Source organism: Niallia sp. WK069_GA_01 (assembly GCF_983173855.1).
The window spans coordinates 426,037-442,977 of the sequence record NZ_OZ470138.1; the positions used below are offsets into that span (position 1 = coordinate 426,037).

The following is a 16,941-nucleotide window of genomic DNA, read 5'->3' on the forward strand; positions in this document are numbered from 1 at the left end:
AATTTATAATCATGTATAATTTTATTGGAGATAAAAATTCCAGAACTACTTGATTAAACAATACATAAAGATATCAGAGGGGAGTTTACCATTTGCTATTTTCACAATCATGGGCAGATTTGCCGTATATTATTATTACCGTTATTATAGGATTCACTCTGCATGAATTTGCACATGCGTATGTTGCTTATAAATTTGGAGATCCAACAGCAGAAAAACAAGGTCGGTTAACCTTAAATCCTATTGCACATATTGATCCACTTGGCGCCATTTTTATTATATTGGTTGGATTTGGCTGGGCACGTCCAGTACCTGTGAATCGTTATTATTTTAAACGTCCTAAATTGGCAGGAGTGCTCGTTTCCTTTGCAGGTCCATTCAGTAATTTAGTATTGGCATTTGTCGGGTTTGCTTTATATTCTATGTTGATTAAAACGGGAATAACGGATGGAATGCCGTTTGATTTTTATCCTTTTTTAACTATTTTTGTGTATATGAATTTATTGCTATTTGCTTTTAATCTAATTCCTTTGCCTCCCTTGGATGGCTACCGAATAATCGAGGATTTAGTATCATCGCGGATAAGAGCAAAAATGTCCCAATATGAAGTGTATGGCTCCATCTTATTTATTGTGCTAGTAGTGACAGGATTATCTGATAGTACAATTTTTCCTTATATAAGAATGGTGCAAGGATTTTTTATTCATCTATTTAACAGTATATTATAATATGAATTGCGGAAGGCGCTGGTTTAGCGCCGTATCTCTGCTGCTGAAAATTGGTTTAGGTTAGTCTATTTAAAAACTTTTTATATATTCATTTTTTAGAAAAGGAGCGTTTAATAGTGGAGGGAAAAAAGAAAAAAACGATTGGGTTTAATATTATTAAAAATGATCCTACAGATGGGCATGGCGGTTTTGGCGTCGGCAGTTTAAGTCTGGAAAATGTATCACCTGTTATTATTGATGTAGAAGCAGGGGAAGCGACAGTAGATGTCGGAGCGATGCATGCAAGAAGTGTCGTGGAAAAAGGAATAAAATTTTTAAAAGAAAAAGAAGAAGTTCCAAATGGGAAGCCGTACTGGTTAATATGGGTAACGATAGACCGTAAATTGGATGGACCTTACTATGCGGGTGTAACAGCTTGTGAAATGACAGTAGATCGTTCGATTCGCAGAGGGTATAAATCATTGCCAGATCATGTTAATAAAATGGATAAGTCGATGAAACGCCATATTATGGTGGACCATATGGATAATAAATCAAAACAAATCTTGGCTGCGTTTTTGCAAAATCATGATCAGACTTTATGGGAGAATTCCAACGAAAAATTAAAAGAAGATTTAATAGGATAAGAAAAAAGGAACACATACCATTCACAGGTTTGTGTTCCTTTTTTGTATTGCCTTAGTTTTTGTTAGTATTGCCCCCTGCCTCTAAAAGTAAAAAACACTTTTTGAGTCAGGAGAACATATTTCTTCGGGGCTAAACAAGGCGCATGCGCTTTTCTAGTTACCACTGAAAGATTTTTTTATACCATGGTATTCTTTCTTCTGCTTTCTCTCCGTTTTTATTGGAAGAGGAAGAGTCTTCTTTTGTTAGGTCGGAACAATATTCGGTTGGCACTGTTTCTTTTGTGAAATACATAAGCCTTTTAGTAGAACAGCTATTAGTGGCCAGTTTGCCGCTTTTTGGATCAATATAAACTCCTACTGTTCCTTTAGTAGGTTGAAATCCTTTAATTGGCTCTTTTTTTAAGCTTTCTTCCATAAACTGAATCCACACTTTTTTAGCATACGTTTTATCAGCAGTTAAAGTGATAGGCTCTCCTTGATCATACCCAGTCCATACGGCAGAGACAAGCTGCGGCGTATAGCCAATCATCCAGCTGTCTGACTCGGTAGACCCAGATTTACCTGCATAAATTCTATGAATATCTTTGCTGATGGTTGTACCTGTTACGCTTGCATAACCATCTAAGTTTTTATCAAACATACCTGTCATCAATTCGTTCATAACAAAGGTCAAATCTTTATCTAACATTCGTTCTTGAACCTGTTTATGCTGATATAATACTTTGCCATCGGCTGTTTCAATTTTTGTGATAAACACTGGGTCTACCTTTTTTCCACCATTTGCAAAGATGCTATAGGCATTTGCCATTTCTAGTACTTTCACATTCGACGTGCCTAATGCTAACGATGGTACTTGATGTAATGGAGTAGAAATACCGAATCTTTTTGCGGTATCAACCAATACATTTTGGCCAAGAAATAGATGCGTTTTCACCGCATACACATTATCTGATACAGCAAGTGCTTGAGCTAATGTAATATTTCCCTCGGCATATCTATTATTAAAATTATGTGGTGTATAAGCATCACTACCGTCATCAAAACGAAAGGTCGTTTTTTCACTGCTCATCATGGTTGTGGGAGTAAACCCATGCTCCAGGGCGGCATAATACAGTAATGGCTTCATAGTGGATCCGGGTTGTCTGTTCGCTTGGATAGCACGATTAAACGAACTTTTGTCATAATCCCTGCCGCCGACCATTGCTTTAATATAACCTGTTTCAGGTTCCATAGAGACAAAGCCAACCTGGATATTGCTTGTTGGATTGATGGTAGATTGAATCGTTTTTTCTGCTATTTTCTGCTGATTAGTATTTAACGTTGTAAACACTCGCAATCCTCCAAGTGCAATTGTCCGATCATCTATATGGAGTTGGTTTTTTAGAATGTTTTTAACAGCATCTTGGAAATAAGGAGCTGTCTTTACATTTGAAATAGGGAATTTACCAATATAAGTTAAGTGTTCATTTAGAGCAAGTTTATATTGGTTTTTACTTATATATCCATTTTTAATTAAGGATTGTAAAATAATTTGTTGTCTTTTTTTTGCATTTTCTAATGAAACGAATGGAGAATAAGAGCTTGGTCCTTTTGGAATTCCTGCAAGCATCGTTGCTTCTCCTAGAGTAAGTTCAGATGCGTCTTTTCCAAAATAGTATTGACTGGCGGCTTCTGCACCATAAGCACCATTTCCATAATAAATGGTATTTAAGTATCCTTCTAAAATTTCTTCTTTGCTATAAAACATTTCTAGGCGAACTGTATAAAAGGCTTCGGAAATCTTTCTTTTCCATGTTTTATCATGCTCTAAAAATAAGTTGCGTGCATATTGTTGCGTAATAGTGCTTGCTCCCTGTACTTTTGCCATTGCTTTTATATCAGCAAGAATTGCTCCTGCCATTCGTTTATAATCAAATCCATGATGGTCAAAAAAGTTTTTATCTTCAATAGAGACCGTTGCATCTACAAGGGATGGATTGATTTGTTCAATGGGCACCCAATATCGCTTTTGACCATTATTGCTTTCTCCAATAATGCTGCCATCATCCGAGTAATAAAAAGTAGATTGTGAAACGGCAAGTGGTGGTGGTCCTAAAATTTTTGCATAAATAAGAATAGCAGCAACGGCTATGCTGATAGCAAGCATGGATAATAATCCTAAAATAACAAATAAGCGAAAATATTTTGATGAATTTTTCAGACGGTTTTTCGCAATGACCTCCATGTACCTGCACCTCCATTACCAAAAGTTCTTTGTAAATTGCTATTAATAAATCATTATTTATATACAGTTAAAGGCTGTGAAAATTGTTAGCAGCAATCCTTATTTTAAGCGGCAAATAAATAGATACGTATAGTATGGAGTTATGATGTGAGTTTTAAACGTTTTTATACCAATACCACCAAATTTTTCTTGTGTTTTTTTAAAACGGCTCCATACTTGTTTGTTATTTTGTTGTTTGGGAACTATAAAGAATAAGCATGTTCGAATTTACCACTATAAGAGGTTGTTCAAAAAGTCCGGTAAAAATGACACATCGAATTTCTTCGTTGTCTTCCTTTTCCGCTTCTCACGTATTAATACCATACGTTCCGATGCTCAAAGTGAAGACGCCTCGAACTTCTCGGTCCTTTTTATCCTCCTTTTTGAACACGCACTATAAAGAAATGGAGGATATAAAATGGGATTATGGTTCACAGAAAAGCAGACAGATCACTTTGGCATAACAATGAAAATCAAACAAACTTTACATACAGAACAAACAGAATTTCAAAAGCTTGATATGGTAGAAACAGAAGAATGGGGCAATATGCTGCTGCTGGACGATATGGTCATGACGTCTGTTAAGGACGAATTTGTTTATCATGAAATGGTTGCACATATTCCTTTATTTACACACCCAAATCCAGAAAAAGTCTTGGTCGTTGGTGGTGGAGACGGCGGTGTTATTAGAGAAATCTTAAAACATCCGAGTGTAAAAAGAGCTACTTTAGTAGATATCGATGGCAAGGTTATCGAATACAGTAAAAAATATCTTCCGGAGATTGCTGGCATGCTTGATGATCCTAGAGTGGACGTAAAAGTAGACGATGGATTTATGCATATAGCTGAAAGCGACAACGAATATGATGTTATTATGGTGGACTCAACAGAGCCGGTTGGTCCGGCGGTAAACTTATTTACGAAGGGGTTTTATGCAGGAATAGCAAAGGCGCTGAAAGAAGATGGCTTATTTGTTGCTCAATCAGACAATCCTTGGTTTAAAGCGGATTTAATACGTTCGGTACAAAAAGATGTAAAAGAAATATTTGCCATTACTAGATTATATGTGGCAAACATTCCAACATATCCAAGCGGAATATGGGCATTTACTATCGGATCGAAAAAATTTGATCCAATAGAGGTGCCAGAAAGCCGTTTTCACGATATTGAAACAAAATACTATACAAAAGAATTGCATAAAGCAGCATTTGTACTGCCGAAATTTGTGAAAGATCTATTGTGATTACCATTCATAGAAGGCAGGTTTTAAGGTGGCATAAATGAAATATATCTGATCGGAATAGAAAAAGTAATGAACAAATAAGAAAGTGCGAAAAAGGCACTTTCTTGTTTGTTTATCTATTTTTTAGCTGGCATTTTCAATAGAATTTAAATCCACATGGCAAACCATGCTACATAATAGGCAGCAGGAATTAATAATATTTGTGCAAGAACCGTACCAATAAACTTGGAGCTGACCATTGTTAAAGAATAGCTTTTTAAGTAAATATAAGCACCATTATCTTTTACAACCCGATCGGCAAGAACGGAAGCCTTTGGATCAATAAATAATGTCAATAAAATGGTGGCAACACCATTTATAATTCCGGAAGACATGGCTGCTGCAGATACATATTTAGGCGGAACAAGCATGGAAGCATAAATAACAGAAAGCACCCCCACTGTAAAGACAGCTGAAACAATAATATTTATAATAAAAATTCGTTTCGGAATCGTTTTCAGAGTAATTCCTTTAAAGTAAGAAAGTTTTGGTGTTCGGAAACAGCCAAGAATTTTTTTAGCTCCAGCCCGATTGCAATTTTTAAAAAAAAGAGCAGCAACGGATCCTTTTTCATTATTTAATTGAACAATTGCACGTGAAAATAGATTAATAAAAGTAGGAAAAAGCAATATGCCTATTACAACCCCTACGGAAGTAATCGTAAGTAGAATACGCAATTGTCCTTCTATAAAGGCAAGCTTGTCCGTATCTGGCGCTTCTGCAATAAGCTTAGCCGTGAGGGGCTGTTGAAAAAGCGTGGAAAATCGAGAAATAATCACTAACGTACTGAATAAGGAAATGGCGGTGGCGACTAGTTTGACTCTAGCTCCTGAAATTCTAGTAGCGTAGGCAAGTGTTTCGATCGTTGTAATAATTAAAAGAAAAATAGAAATCTCTATAACTTTCATTGTTATCAAGTGCATAAAAGAAAATCTCCTTTAAAATATAGTTCTTTAAGTATAAACGATGATGAAAATAATGGTATTTTTTAAAGAAAAAGTTAGAAAAAATTCATTTCTATAACCTCTTGTATATTGATCCCACTATCTTGCACTTCCCTATTAAAAAATTTATACTTATAAAGTTATAAAGAAAAATGTTCTGATATTATATAGAAAAGGATGTGTTGCCGTTGTCAGCTCGTCCGGCGGAACAGGTGCCTATAAAAATAAATGTGACAACCCATATTTATAATGGGAAAAATAAAGAAAGTATTGAGTGGATTGGATTAGGACAATACTTAGAAAAAGATAATAGCAAATATATCAAGTACGAAGAAACAATAGAAGAAGGCACCATTAAAACAATTATTAAAGTTTCAGAGAAGGAAGGATTAATCCTTCGCAGTGGCGCAGTAAAAATGAGGCTTTCTTTTTTAATAAATAAGCTGCGTATTGGAAGCTATAAGAGTCCATATGGAGTTTTTCAGCTTGTAACTGATACAAAAAGAATGGTGATGGAGAAGTCTTTTGATTCTGCATCTGGCACCTTTGATTTATTATATGATTTGAAAATGCAAGGCAATCATAATGGAACATACCATATGTCTATAACTTTTAAGGAGGAGTAAAAAAGCGAATGAACATAGTTGAACAAATACAAGAAAAATTAAAACAAGAAATAAAAGCAAGTGTATTAAAAGCAGGGTTAGCAAGTGAAGAGCAAATTCCAGAAGTTATTTTAGAAATCCCAAAAGAAAAAGCACATGGTGATTATTCCACAAATATGGCGATGCAATTAGCAAGAGTAGCAAAAAAAGCGCCTCGTATGATTGCAGATGCAATTATTGAAAACTTTGATGTCAGCAAAGCATCAATTGAAAAATTAGAAATTGCTGGTCCTGGATTTATCAATTTTTATATGAACAATAGCTATTTAACAGACCTAATCCCAACCATTTTAAAAGCAGACGAAGGATATGGTCAAACAAATGTAGGAAATAACGAAAAGGTACAAGTAGAGTTTGTTTCTGCAAACCCAACTGGTGATCTTCATTTAGGACATGCACGCGGTGCAGCAGTTGGTGATTCGTTATGCAATATTTTAGATAAAGCAGGCTATGATGTATCTAGAGAATATTATATTAATGATGCTGGCAACCAGATTAATAACCTGGCATTATCGGTGGAAGCACGTTATTTTCAAGCATTAGGCCTTGAAAAAGAAATGCCGGAAGACGGTTACCGTGGAGAAGATATTATTGGAATCGGCAAAAAACTGGCTGAAGAATTTGGGGATAAATTTGTAAATGTTTCAGAGCAAGAACGCTTTGATTTTTTCCGTTCGTATGGTCTGAAATATGAGATGGCAAAATTAAAACAAGATTTAGAAGACTTCCGAGTTCCATTTGATGTTTGGTATTCAGAAACTTCTTTATATGAGAATGGAAAAATTGATGTTGCGTTAAACTCGCTTAAAGAAAACGGTTATATTTTTGAGCAAGATGGTGCAACTTGGCTGCGTTCAACAGATTTTGGCGATGATAAAGATCGTGTATTAATTAAAAATGATGGTTCTTATACGTATTTAACTCCAGATATCGCCTACCATAAAGACAAGCTGGAAAGAGGTTTTGAAAAGTTGATCAATATTTGGGGAGCAGACCATCATGGCTATATCCCACGTATGAAGGCAGCTATTCAAGCTCTTGGCTATAATAAAGAGGCATTAGAAGTTGAAATTATTCAACTTGTTCATCTATATAAAGATGGCGAAAAAATGAAAATGAGTAAGCGTACAGGGAAAGCAGTGACAATGAGAGACCTAGTGGAAGAGGTTGGTCTTGATGCAACACGTTATTTCTTTGCGATGAGAAGTGCGGATACACATTTAGATTTTGACCTAGATTTAGCGGTATCACAATCAAATGAAAATCCTGTTTATTATGCACAATATGCTCATGCCCGTATCTCTAGTATTTTAAGACAAGGAAAAGAGCAAGGCATTGAGTTATCCGACAACTTAGATGCTGCACAAATCACTGCTGAAAAGGAATTTGATTTATTGAAAAAAATAGGAGAATTCCCGCAAGCAGTTGGAGAAGCCGCAGTCAAAAGAATGCCGCATAGAATCACTAATTACATTTATGATGTAGCAGCAACATTCCACAGTTTCTACAATGCGGAAAAAGTATTAGATGCAGACAATTTAGAAAGAACAAAAGCAAGATTAGCATTAATTAAAGCAACACAAATTACGTTGAAAAATGCATTGCGTTTAATTGGAGTTTCAGCACCAGAGAAAATGTAATTTCATCATAAGGTTGAAAAAGCAATAGTGCAGAATGTTTACACTAACCAGTTTGATTTAGAAGATTTATCAATAAACAAGTAGATGCCCAAGGGATTTCTGAATGGAACTCCCTTGGGCATTTTTTAATAGCAGAAGGTATTTTTATATTACGCAAATAAGTTTATGTAAAACAGAACAGTACTAGGAGAAAAAAGTCTATTAAATCAAGTATTGCTTCCTGAATTTTTCTTAACTTTATTTCCACTCAAGTGCTGCTCCGCCTACCCGTTTCACCCCGCGAATTTTGCTTAAGTCATCCACTAGCTGTAAACAGGCGAGGTCTTTCTTTTTGGCCTCAATCATAAAATCGATATCTGTCTGTAGTGGACGCAGCATGTCAAATAACGGTTTTACGTAGTCGGCATCTACAAAATCAGCATGAGAACGATATGCCTTTTCTGATTTTGGAGAAGACAAGTGGATTTTAGGTTTTATCCCTCTTGCTTTCCATGTCTCCATAATTGCATGTAGCATGTCTTCTAAAGGCATGTTGCTTTGATTAGCTTTATGATGATGATAATCAAAAACAAGGGGGATTTTTTCTTTTTGACAAACGATTAACGTCTCTTCTGCTGTATATGTTTTATCATCATTTTCTAGTGTCATAATCTCTTTTACATGGGAAGGAAGAGTTTTTAAATTTTCATAAAAACGAATAAGTGTTTGTTCTTTATCCCCATAGGAACCGCCTATATGAATATTAATTAAACTCGTTTCTGCTATTCCCATTGCTTCTAGCGTTTTATAGTGGTATTCCATATCAATAACAGCGCTTTTTGTTACCTCTTCTCTAGGCGATGTAAAAAGTGTAAATTGATTAGGGTGAAAGCTGACCCGTAGCTTATGCTTTTTGACTAGTGCCCCTATTTCCGCAAATGTTTCTTGAAATGGGGAAACAAAATCCCACATCACATCAGGATGGGTGGCTAATGGAACAATAGAGCTTGACATTCGATAAAGCTCTATATGATGGCCGATATTATAATGAAGTGTTCTTAATGTGTGATTCAGGTTAGCTGCTGTAATCTCAATTAGCTTTTCAAGCCGTTCTGCTGGCTGCATATCTTTGTAACGGGCATATGTTAATGTTTTGGCAGGGGATGCATCCCATAAGCTTAATGCATGGGAAACAAATCCGAATCGGTATAGCATTTTTTTATCTCCTACTCCTGATTGTTCTAGCAACTTTATAAAAGAGGGGAAATGAATTGTGCTAGTTTCTCTTTTATGAATTGCCAAAATGTTCTTTTTGCAATATCTTCATAATATATTTCGTTTGAAGCATCCATATCGCTTGCTACAATTTCCTGCATGCGGTTAATAAAATCTTGGTCGTAAATGCTGCAGTTTATTTCATGATTAAGAAAAATGCTTCGTTTATCAAAGTTGGAAGAACCAATGAAGCAAATTTCCCCATCTACCAATATGAATTTACCATGAAAAAAACCATGCTTATACTGGAAAACACGTGCATCATGAGAAAGTAAAATTCTTAAATCTGGAAAGGAAGCTTCTTTAACAAGGATATGATCAGCGTTATTAGGCAAAAGAAACGTAATAGAAACATTGCGTTTTAAAGCAAAAAGCAGTTCATTCAATAACCGTTTGCTGGGAATAAAATAAGGAGTTCCGATAATTAAACTGCTTTTTGCATTACGTATTAAATCTGATAAAACTTCTTCTAAATATTTTCCATGGGAAGGAATGGTTTGATGTCTTGATTTCCCTCTTTTTTGGTTTGGAAAATAGAGGTTATTTTGAAGTAAATTGATTTTGGATGCTTCTAACCAGTCCATAAGGAATTCTCTTTGTAAATCTTCTATCCCTTCTCCGGCCATTTTCATATGATAATCTCTCCATGGGCTTAAATTCAGATTAGCATGAATATAGTCTTTTCCTATATTAAATCCTCCCATAAATCCTATGTTCCCGTCAATTATCGCTATTTTTCGATGATTTCGTACCTGCAGAGAATAAAAGAAAAATGGAAATTTAGGGATCTGACAGAAATAAAATTGAACACCAGCAGCTTTGAGTTCTTTGACTGTTTTTTTTCTTACTTTAAAACTGCCAAGCCGATCAAGCAGGAGACGAACTTCTACCCCTTCTTTTGCTTTATCCATTAAAAGATTTAAAAATTCATTGCTGATGCTATCTGCTTTAACTGTATAAAATAGAATATGGATATGCTTTTTTGCTCTTTTAATTGTAGAAAATAGATCAGGAAATAGCTCTGTACCATCTTTGTATATATGAAAGTCAGTAAAACGAAATGAGTGATTTTGTCTTTGCATAGATTTTTGCTGAAATTTTCTTCCTAAGTAAAAATCAAGAATGAATAATACTATCAGTGCTATTATAATAACGATAATAAGAAATAGTGGTTTCATGTTGGTCCCCCTTAAGTTTTTAGTATGACCAAAAATGAAAATTCTATCAGCTAAAATCACAGTGGGAATTAAGAGATGATATATAAAAAGTTTTGCCTGTATGTAGACATCCGATATAATAAAAAGATGTCTTGAAGCTGGAGGGGATGACAAAATGCAGAATCTACTAGTATTATCTGGAATTATTGTCCTTACTATTATATTGTATAAATATCAACTAGGTGCCATTGGCTTTTTTCTGCTATCTATTTATTTTTTCACCCTTGCTAAAAGACAAAATAAAAGGCTCGAATCCTATCGGGAAAAAATTATTAGAAGAAAAGTCAAATAATCCTTAACTGAAGCTAGCATATTCACCAAGATTTTGTTTATAATGGAGAATATGTATTTTTGCTCTTTACTGTAAACCTTTACTTGTATAAAGGTGAAACCCGCTGTATGTTTATTGATGCAGAGGATAGTTAGGGATTTTATAGGTTTAAGTTATTCTCCTTCACTTCTACATAGGTTTTAAAATCGAGTGAAGGTTTACTGATTGATGCTGGTAGAAGAGTCTAGATAGAGAAAGGAAGTGCAAGAAATGAGTGTAGAAAAATATACAAAACAAGAATTACGAGAAATGTCTTTAATCGAAGTTGCATATGAAGTATTAAATGGTGCAAAAACACCTTATTCCTTTAATGAAATTATGAGTGAAGTGACGAAATTATTAGATTTAACGGAAGAGGAAGTAAATACAAAAATTGCACAATTTTATACAGATATAAATATTGATGGACGTTTTCTTTCTTTAGGAGATAATCGTTGGGGACTAAGAACATGGTACCCTGTAGAGAAGTCAGAAGAAGAGATTGTAACTGTAACGAAACCGAAAAAGAAAAAATCGAAAAAAGCAGTGGAAGAAGATTTTGACGATTTTGATGTTCTTGAAGAAGAATACGATGACTTTGAAGAAGACGTCGAGGATGATGAACTATTAGACGAAGATGATGATGAAGACGAAGATGATGATGATTTATTAGATGATGATCTTGTCGAAGAAGAAGACTTTGAAGAGGATATAGACGAAGACTTTGAAAGCGATGACGATGAAGAGGACGAAGATGAGTTTGAGGAAGAAGAAGACAAGGACAATAAATAAGTCCCTTGACTTTTTAAGTCTATGCTTGTAAAATCATTTTTGGGCTCCTTTAAAAAGGAACGATCTTATATTCGCTAAATAGCGCTCCCTTACTTTTTTTAAAGTAAGTGGGGCTTTTTTGTTTTTATAAAGGGAAGAAAGTATAAATTTTTTGAAATGTGAAGGCTGTCTAGCTCCGGCTCCTAGCCCCAGTGAGTATTGCCTCTTGCCTCTAAAAGTAAAAAACACTTTTTGAGTCAAGAGAACATTTTTTTTCGGGGCTGAGCAAGGCGCCAGCGCTTTTTCTGTGAAAATAAAACGGGCGAGTGGCTATTCTGGGTATCTGTATAATACAGTAACGTGTTCTATTTGATAGGGCGGGTACAGGATTTTGGTGTAAAGAAAATCTTGAAGCGTGGACTTCTAGAAAAAAGACAATAGTAAAGAAAGGGTGTGACCTCAATTTTTTAAAAAAATCACAACCTTAATAGAGTATTGTAATGGAAGGTCGTCTAACCAGCTAGACGTGGTTCAGAGAAGTGTTGCTTATTAATAAATAGGGTATATATAATTCTTAAAACTTTATGTGCAATAGCCTGTAAAGCTTTTTTCTTTCCTCTTCTTGCAGATAGAGACCAAAAAACATTTGACATTGAGGTATTTTTCGACCTTGATATAGCCCAAGCAACCTCACAAAGAGCAGCTTTTATATGTGGGTTTCCTTGAACGCTTTTGGAACTTTTCTTTTTACCAGCACTTTCATTATTGCCAGGTGATACACCAGCCCAAGAAGCTAAATGTCTTGATGAAGGGAATTGGCTCATATCTGTTCCGATTTCCGCAATAATAACAGCAGCTGTGTGTTCCTTTATACCTGGGATAGATAAAAGTATTTCTTTTTCTTCTTGATAGGAATGAAGCAGGGTATCTATCCTATTTTCAAGTTCTTGAATGGAAGTTTCCAAATACATGATATGATTCCAAGAGCTTTTAATCATAAACATTTGATGTTCATTTAATGTTCCGAAAAGAGAATCGGAAATGGTATCAGCCTTCTTGCGGAGAGAATGATGGATATTGGCATCAACATCAGCCTTATCAAGGTATCCATTATCGACTAACTGTTTCAAAAGTTTACGTCCAGAAACCCCAAAGATATCAGAAATAACTGAACCAAGCTTTATGTTTGAACATTCGAGGACCTTTGAAATTCTATTTTTTTCAGCTGTTAAGTTACCAACCCATTTCTTGCGTAAACGGTTCAAATCTCTTAATTCCCGAAGATCTTGGGAAGGGACAAAGCTTTTTTCAATCAATCCATGACGAAGAAGCTTGGCAATCCATTCTGCATCTGAAACATCGGTCTTACGACCAGGAACGTTTTTAATACGTTGGGCATTGGCCACAGTAATATCGAAATATCCTTCAAGGATGTTGTATACCGGCTTCCAATAGATTCCGGTACTTTCCAGAGCAATGTGTGTAATTTGTTTTTCTTCTAACCACTTTAATAAATCAAATAAACTTTTGGTTAAAGTGGAAAAAGTCTTGGTTTCTTTTTGAATGGATTCATTATTAGTGCCAGTTAGGGCACAAACTACAATCTCTTTTTGATGAACATCCATTCCGGCACAATGGGTTAATAAAATGTCCAAATAAAACAACCTCCAAAGTAGTGTCTATGGAAAGTGGAATAAGCTTGGTCAAACAGCATTTTTCTGTACGTGATCATCCTCAAAAATTGAAGAGTCAACAAAGGGGTGTACACAAGGCAAATTCCAAACAGTTTCTTATACAGGGTCGAACCACCACAAAAGCGCACGTAAAGATTACTTCCCATAGCATTAATCAGTATGGAAAAATGGACAAAAAAGTAAAACCCCGGCTTAGAAAAAATTTTCATGCCGGGGTGTGAGTGTGAAATCATGTGTGTTTCTTATAATAGTGTATAACTATTTTATCACGTGTTAATAAAGCAGTAAGGCTCCTTCCATTATGCTTGGCAATGGCAAGAAAGTGAAGGCAGGGGAGACAACTGCTTAGGAAAACCTGATTGGTCCAACTAATCAACAGGAGGAAGGAAAAGCCTCCTGCTGGAGTTTCGTTTTATAAATGCGTGTTGTGCCAGTCGTTTCGCTCCCCTGTGAAAAATATAGGGTTATTCGTCTTTAAAAAAGAAGAATATGTACAAACTGATAAATAAGGGGGATTTTATAATGACAAAATATATTTTTGTAACAGGTGGTGTTGTATCATCACTTGGAAAAGGGATTACAGCAGCATGTTTAGGCCGTTTATTAAAAAATCGTGGAGTGAGCGTTACGATTCAAAAGTTTGATCCATATATAAATGTGGATCCAGGAACAATGAGTCCATATCAGCATGGGGAAGTTTTTGTTACAGATGACGGTGCAGAAACTGATCTTGATTTAGGACATTATGAACGTTTTATCGACATTAACTTAACAAAGTACAACAATGTAACGACAGGGAAAATTTATTCTACCGTTTTAAAGAAAGAGCGCCGCGGGGATTATCTTGGCGGAACAGTTCAAGTTATTCCTCATATTACAAATGAAATTAAAGAGAGAGTTTTCAGAGCTGGCCGCGAAACAAACGCAGATGTTGTAATAACAGAGATTGGCGGAACAGTTGGAGACATAGAATCATTGCCATTCTTAGAAGCAATTCGTCAAATCAAAAATGATATTGGCAGAGAGAATGTTATGTACATTCACTGTACTTTAGTACCATATATTAAAGCAGCAGGAGAAATGAAGACAAAACCAACACAGCATAGTGTAAAAGAACTTCGCAGTTTAGGGATACAACCAAATGTTATTGTGGTAAGAACGGAAAAACCAATTTCACAAGATATGAAAGACAAAATTGCTTTATTCTGTGATATTGATACAGATGCAGTCATTGAATGTCGTGATGCAGATACACTATATACCATTCCATTAGCATTGCAAGACCAAAAGCTAGATCAAATTGTCTGTGATCATTTAAAGCTTAGCTGTGATGAAGCAGATATGAATGAATGGATTAAATTAGTAGATGTAGTCCGCAATTTATCGAAAACAACAAAAATTGCTTTGGTTGGTAAGTATGTAGAATTGCAGGATGCATATATTTCTGTTGTAGAGGCGTTAAAGCATGCAGGATACGCTTTTGATTCAGATATTGATATAGATTGGATTAATGCAGAAGAAGTAACAGCTGAAAACGCAGCAGAACTATTAAAAGACGCTGATGGAATTTTAGTTCCTGGCGGATTTGGTGATCGTGGAATTGAAGGGAAAGTTTTTGCTGCACAATATGCACGTGAACAACAAGTTCCATTCTTTGGGATATGTTTAGGCATGCAAGTAGCTTCCATTGAATTTGCACGAAATGTATTAGGTTGGGAAGGGGCACACTCTTCTGAAATAGATGAAGAAACACCGTATCCAATTATTGATTTACTTCCAGAACAAAAAGATATAGAAGATTTAGGCGGAACACTTCGTTTAGGATTATATCCTTGTAAATTAAAGGAAAATACGAAAGCTTACGAAGCATATCAAGATGAAGTTATTTATGAAAGACATCGTCACCGTTATGAATTTAATAATCAATACCGTCAAGAAATGGAAAAATCAGGATTTATCTTCTCTGGGACGAGCCCTGATGGCCGTTTAGTAGAGATAGTAGAATTAAAAGATCATCCATGGTTTTTAGCATCACAGTTCCATCCTGAATTTATCTCAAGACCAACAAAACCACAGCCGTTATTCCGCGAATTTATCGGCGCAAGCATAAAAAAAGCAGAGAAGTAAGAAAAGCGGAGACGTCTTGTTTATTGCCGAAATGCAAATGTTCTGTCCGATAAAAAGTGTATTTTACTTTTAATCGGGCAGGTTATTTGACACGAGGCAATAGACGTCGCAGCTAGACAGAAGAAAAGCGGAAGCGCCTTGTTCAGACCTGAAGGAAAATGTTCCATTGACTCAGAAAGTGCTTTTCAACTTTCAGAGTCAAAGGGTTATTTTACACAAGGTCTAGGCGCTGTAGCTGGACAGAAGAAAAGCGGAGACGTCTTGTTTATTGCCGAAATGCAAATGTTCTGTCCGATAAAAAGTGTATTTTACTTTTAATCGGGCAGGTTATTTGACACGAGGCAATAGACGTCGCAGCTAGACAGAAGAAAAGCGGAAGCGCCTTGTTCAGACCTGAAGGAAAATGTTCCATTGACTCAGAAAGTGCTTTTCAACTTTCAGAGTCAAAGGGTTATTTTACACAAGGTCTAGGCGCTGTAGCTGGACAGTAGAAAAGCGGAGACGTCTTGTTTATTGCCGAAATGCAAATGTTCTGTCCGATAAAAAGTGTATTTTACTTTTAATCGGGCAGGTTATTTGACACGAGGCAATAGACGTCGGAGCTGGACAGTAGAAAAGCGGAAGCGCCTTGAGCGTCGCTGGCAATTAAAGTGAAAAATCCGCATAAAAGAAGCTAACGTGAATGAGTAGTGTAAACATTCATTCAACGTTAGCTTTTTTACATTAAAACAAATCAATCATATTCACTTAGTATTTCATCTATTGTGAATTTAATACCATAATAAGCATACAGAGCGCCCATTAACGCGGGGTATCCGTATCGATTGCCATTATCATCAGGAAGTAGTGCTTTTTTTAAAGCAAGGTCAATATGCACGTCTGCTAAATCTTGTATCCCTTTTTCTTCCGCTGATAGAATCGTGGAAATTGAGATAAAAGGAATTTGGCGATCATGAAGCTGTTTGGCAAAATCAACTATATTAGCGTCATCAGAAGTTCTCGAAATCAGTAAGAAACGATCATTAGGTGCGATATTATGCAGCCCCTGTTCTTTCCATTCCTTAGCATGCTGTAAAGGTTCCGTGCTCTTAATAGCTTCGTCAATGACTCCGGCCATTTCATCCGTTGCAAATAAATAAATATTCCCTTCGCCTACTATTGCCTGGGCTAGTAGACGTGCACTATCTTCTATCGATTCTTCCTTTTCTTGAATTCTTTTAAATAACCCGCTTAACTGGGTTGAGAACATTTTAAGCAATTTTTAACCCTCCGTATTTTAAGTTTTATAAAATAAATTATAAATAAGGTTTAGTGAGCATTATTTAGTAATTTTTGAAAGCGGTGGTCCGCTATGGATTTAAGAAGCGGTATAAAATATAGTTGCATTTACGAAAAAAAAGCAGAAAAATTACATTTATAC

14 protein-coding genes are annotated in these 16,941 nt (G+C 35.6%); 8 read left to right on the top strand and 6 right to left on the bottom strand.

The features are described 5' to 3' along the window. Nucleotides 1-92: 92 nt before the first annotated feature. Together AC5LWL_RS02050 and AC5LWL_RS02055 are read left to right on the top strand one after the other, a co-directional pair. Nucleotides 93-728: a site-2 protease family protein gene (locus AC5LWL_RS02050; protein WP_493432789.1), complete on the top strand. Its 636-nt coding sequence runs from the start codon at nucleotides 93-95 to the stop codon at nucleotides 726-728. Between the two features lie 116 nt (nucleotides 729-844). Then, a complete protein-coding gene (locus AC5LWL_RS02055; RefSeq protein WP_493432790.1) occupies nucleotides 845-1,354 on the top strand; it encodes a YwhD family protein in 510 nt (169 codons plus the stop codon). A 157-nt stretch (nucleotides 1,355-1,511) separates the two neighbouring features. On the opposite strand, the gene AC5LWL_RS02060 is transcribed toward AC5LWL_RS02055, so the two are convergent. After that, the gene (locus tag AC5LWL_RS02060; RefSeq protein ID WP_493432791.1) at nucleotides 1,512-3,578 is read right to left on the bottom strand and encodes a transglycosylase domain-containing protein; all 2,067 of its coding nucleotides are present in this window, start codon (nucleotides 3,576-3,578) and stop codon (nucleotides 1,512-1,514) included. A gap of 457 nt (nucleotides 3,579-4,035) precedes the next feature. Between AC5LWL_RS02060 and speE the strand changes: the two genes are divergently transcribed. Beyond that, nucleotides 4,036-4,860 (top strand): spermidine synthase, encoded by an 825-nt coding sequence (gene speE, locus AC5LWL_RS02065; RefSeq protein WP_493432792.1) that lies wholly within the window; start codon nucleotides 4,036-4,038, stop codon nucleotides 4,858-4,860. 146 nt (nucleotides 4,861-5,006) lie between these two features. Here speE and AC5LWL_RS02070 read toward each other — a convergent pair whose 3' ends face one another. Then, complete coding sequence (locus AC5LWL_RS02070) at nucleotides 5,007-5,822, bottom strand: lipid II flippase Amj family protein (RefSeq protein ID WP_493432793.1); 816 nt, start codon at nucleotides 5,820-5,822, stop codon at nucleotides 5,007-5,009. Nucleotides 5,823-6,031: 209 nt separating this feature from the next. Between AC5LWL_RS02070 and AC5LWL_RS02075 the strand changes: the two genes are divergently transcribed. Both AC5LWL_RS02075 and argS read left to right on the top strand, forming a co-directional pair. Next, nucleotides 6,032-6,469 carry a YwiB family protein gene (locus AC5LWL_RS02075; RefSeq protein WP_493432794.1) on the top strand — a complete coding sequence of 146 codons (438 nt, stop codon included), beginning with the start codon at nucleotides 6,032-6,034 and terminating at the stop codon, nucleotides 6,467-6,469. 8 nt (nucleotides 6,470-6,477) lie between these two features. Further along, nucleotides 6,478-8,148 carry an arginine--tRNA ligase gene (argS, locus tag AC5LWL_RS02080; RefSeq protein ID WP_493432795.1) on the top strand — a complete coding sequence of 557 codons (1,671 nt, stop codon included), beginning with the start codon at nucleotides 6,478-6,480 and terminating at the stop codon, nucleotides 8,146-8,148. A gap of 237 nt (nucleotides 8,149-8,385) precedes the next feature. Here argS and uvsE read toward each other — a convergent pair whose 3' ends face one another. Together uvsE and cls are read right to left on the bottom strand one after the other, a co-directional pair. Further along, nucleotides 8,386-9,342 carry a UV DNA damage repair endonuclease UvsE gene (gene uvsE / locus AC5LWL_RS02085; RefSeq protein ID WP_493432796.1) on the bottom strand — a complete coding sequence of 319 codons (957 nt, stop codon included), beginning with the start codon at nucleotides 9,340-9,342 and terminating at the stop codon, nucleotides 8,386-8,388. Between the two features lie 35 nt (nucleotides 9,343-9,377). Then, nucleotides 9,378-10,580, bottom strand: a complete 1,203-nt coding sequence (cls, locus tag AC5LWL_RS02090; protein ID WP_493432797.1) for a cardiolipin synthase — start codon at nucleotides 10,578-10,580, stop codon at nucleotides 9,378-9,380. A 154-nt stretch (nucleotides 10,581-10,734) separates the two neighbouring features. On the opposite strand from cls, the gene AC5LWL_RS02095 reads away from it, so the two are divergent. Together AC5LWL_RS02095 and rpoE are read left to right on the top strand one after the other, a co-directional pair. Further along, complete coding sequence (locus tag AC5LWL_RS02095) at nucleotides 10,735-10,911, top strand: hypothetical protein (protein ID WP_493432798.1); 177 nt, start codon at nucleotides 10,735-10,737, stop codon at nucleotides 10,909-10,911. 249 nt (nucleotides 10,912-11,160) lie between these two features. After that, nucleotides 11,161-11,721 carry a DNA-directed RNA polymerase subunit delta gene (gene rpoE, locus AC5LWL_RS02100; protein WP_493432799.1) on the top strand — a complete coding sequence of 187 codons (561 nt, stop codon included), beginning with the start codon at nucleotides 11,161-11,163 and terminating at the stop codon, nucleotides 11,719-11,721. A 491-nt stretch (nucleotides 11,722-12,212) separates the two neighbouring features. Here rpoE and AC5LWL_RS02105 read toward each other — a convergent pair whose 3' ends face one another. After that, nucleotides 12,213-13,355, bottom strand: a complete 1,143-nt coding sequence (locus tag AC5LWL_RS02105) for an IS110 family RNA-guided transposase (RefSeq protein ID WP_493432573.1) — start codon at nucleotides 13,353-13,355, stop codon at nucleotides 12,213-12,215. A gap of 561 nt (nucleotides 13,356-13,916) precedes the next feature. On the opposite strand from AC5LWL_RS02105, the gene pyrG reads away from it, so the two are divergent. Next, nucleotides 13,917-15,521, top strand: coding sequence for a CTP synthase (gene pyrG / locus AC5LWL_RS02110; RefSeq protein ID WP_493432800.1), 1,605 nt, complete (start codon nucleotides 13,917-13,919; stop codon nucleotides 15,519-15,521). A gap of 733 nt (nucleotides 15,522-16,254) precedes the next feature. Here pyrG and AC5LWL_RS02115 read toward each other — a convergent pair. After that, nucleotides 16,255-16,779: a DUF2529 domain-containing protein gene (locus AC5LWL_RS02115; protein WP_493432801.1), complete on the bottom strand. Its 525-nt coding sequence runs from the start codon at nucleotides 16,777-16,779 to the stop codon at nucleotides 16,255-16,257. Nucleotides 16,780-16,941: the final 162 nt, after the last annotated feature.

Bases quoted from the DNA above. Each gene is read 5' to 3' on its own strand.
- AC5LWL_RS02095 (WP_493432798.1), top strand. From the start codon at position 10,735: ATGCAGAATCTACTAGTATTATCTGGAATTATTGTCCTTACTATTATA.
- rpoE (WP_493432799.1), top strand. From the start codon at position 11,161: ATGAGTGTAGAAAAATATACAAAACAAGAATTACGAGAAATGTCTTTA.
- speE (WP_493432792.1), top strand. From the start codon at position 4,036: ATGGGATTATGGTTCACAGAAAAGCAGACAGATCACTTTGGCATAACA.
- AC5LWL_RS02060 (WP_493432791.1), bottom strand. From the start codon at position 3,578: ATGGAGGTCATTGCGAAAAACCGTCTGAAAAATTCATCAAAATATTTT.
- uvsE (WP_493432796.1), bottom strand. From the start codon at position 9,342: ATGCTATACCGATTCGGATTTGTTTCCCATGCATTAAGCTTATGGGAT.
- argS (WP_493432795.1), top strand. From the start codon at position 6,478: ATGAACATAGTTGAACAAATACAAGAAAAATTAAAACAAGAAATAAAA.
- AC5LWL_RS02070 (WP_493432793.1), bottom strand. From the start codon at position 5,822: ATGCACTTGATAACAATGAAAGTTATAGAGATTTCTATTTTTCTTTTA.
- cls (WP_493432797.1), bottom strand. From the start codon at position 10,580: ATGAAACCACTATTTCTTATTATCGTTATTATAATAGCACTGATAGTA.
- pyrG (WP_493432800.1), top strand. From the start codon at position 13,917: ATGACAAAATATATTTTTGTAACAGGTGGTGTTGTATCATCACTTGGA.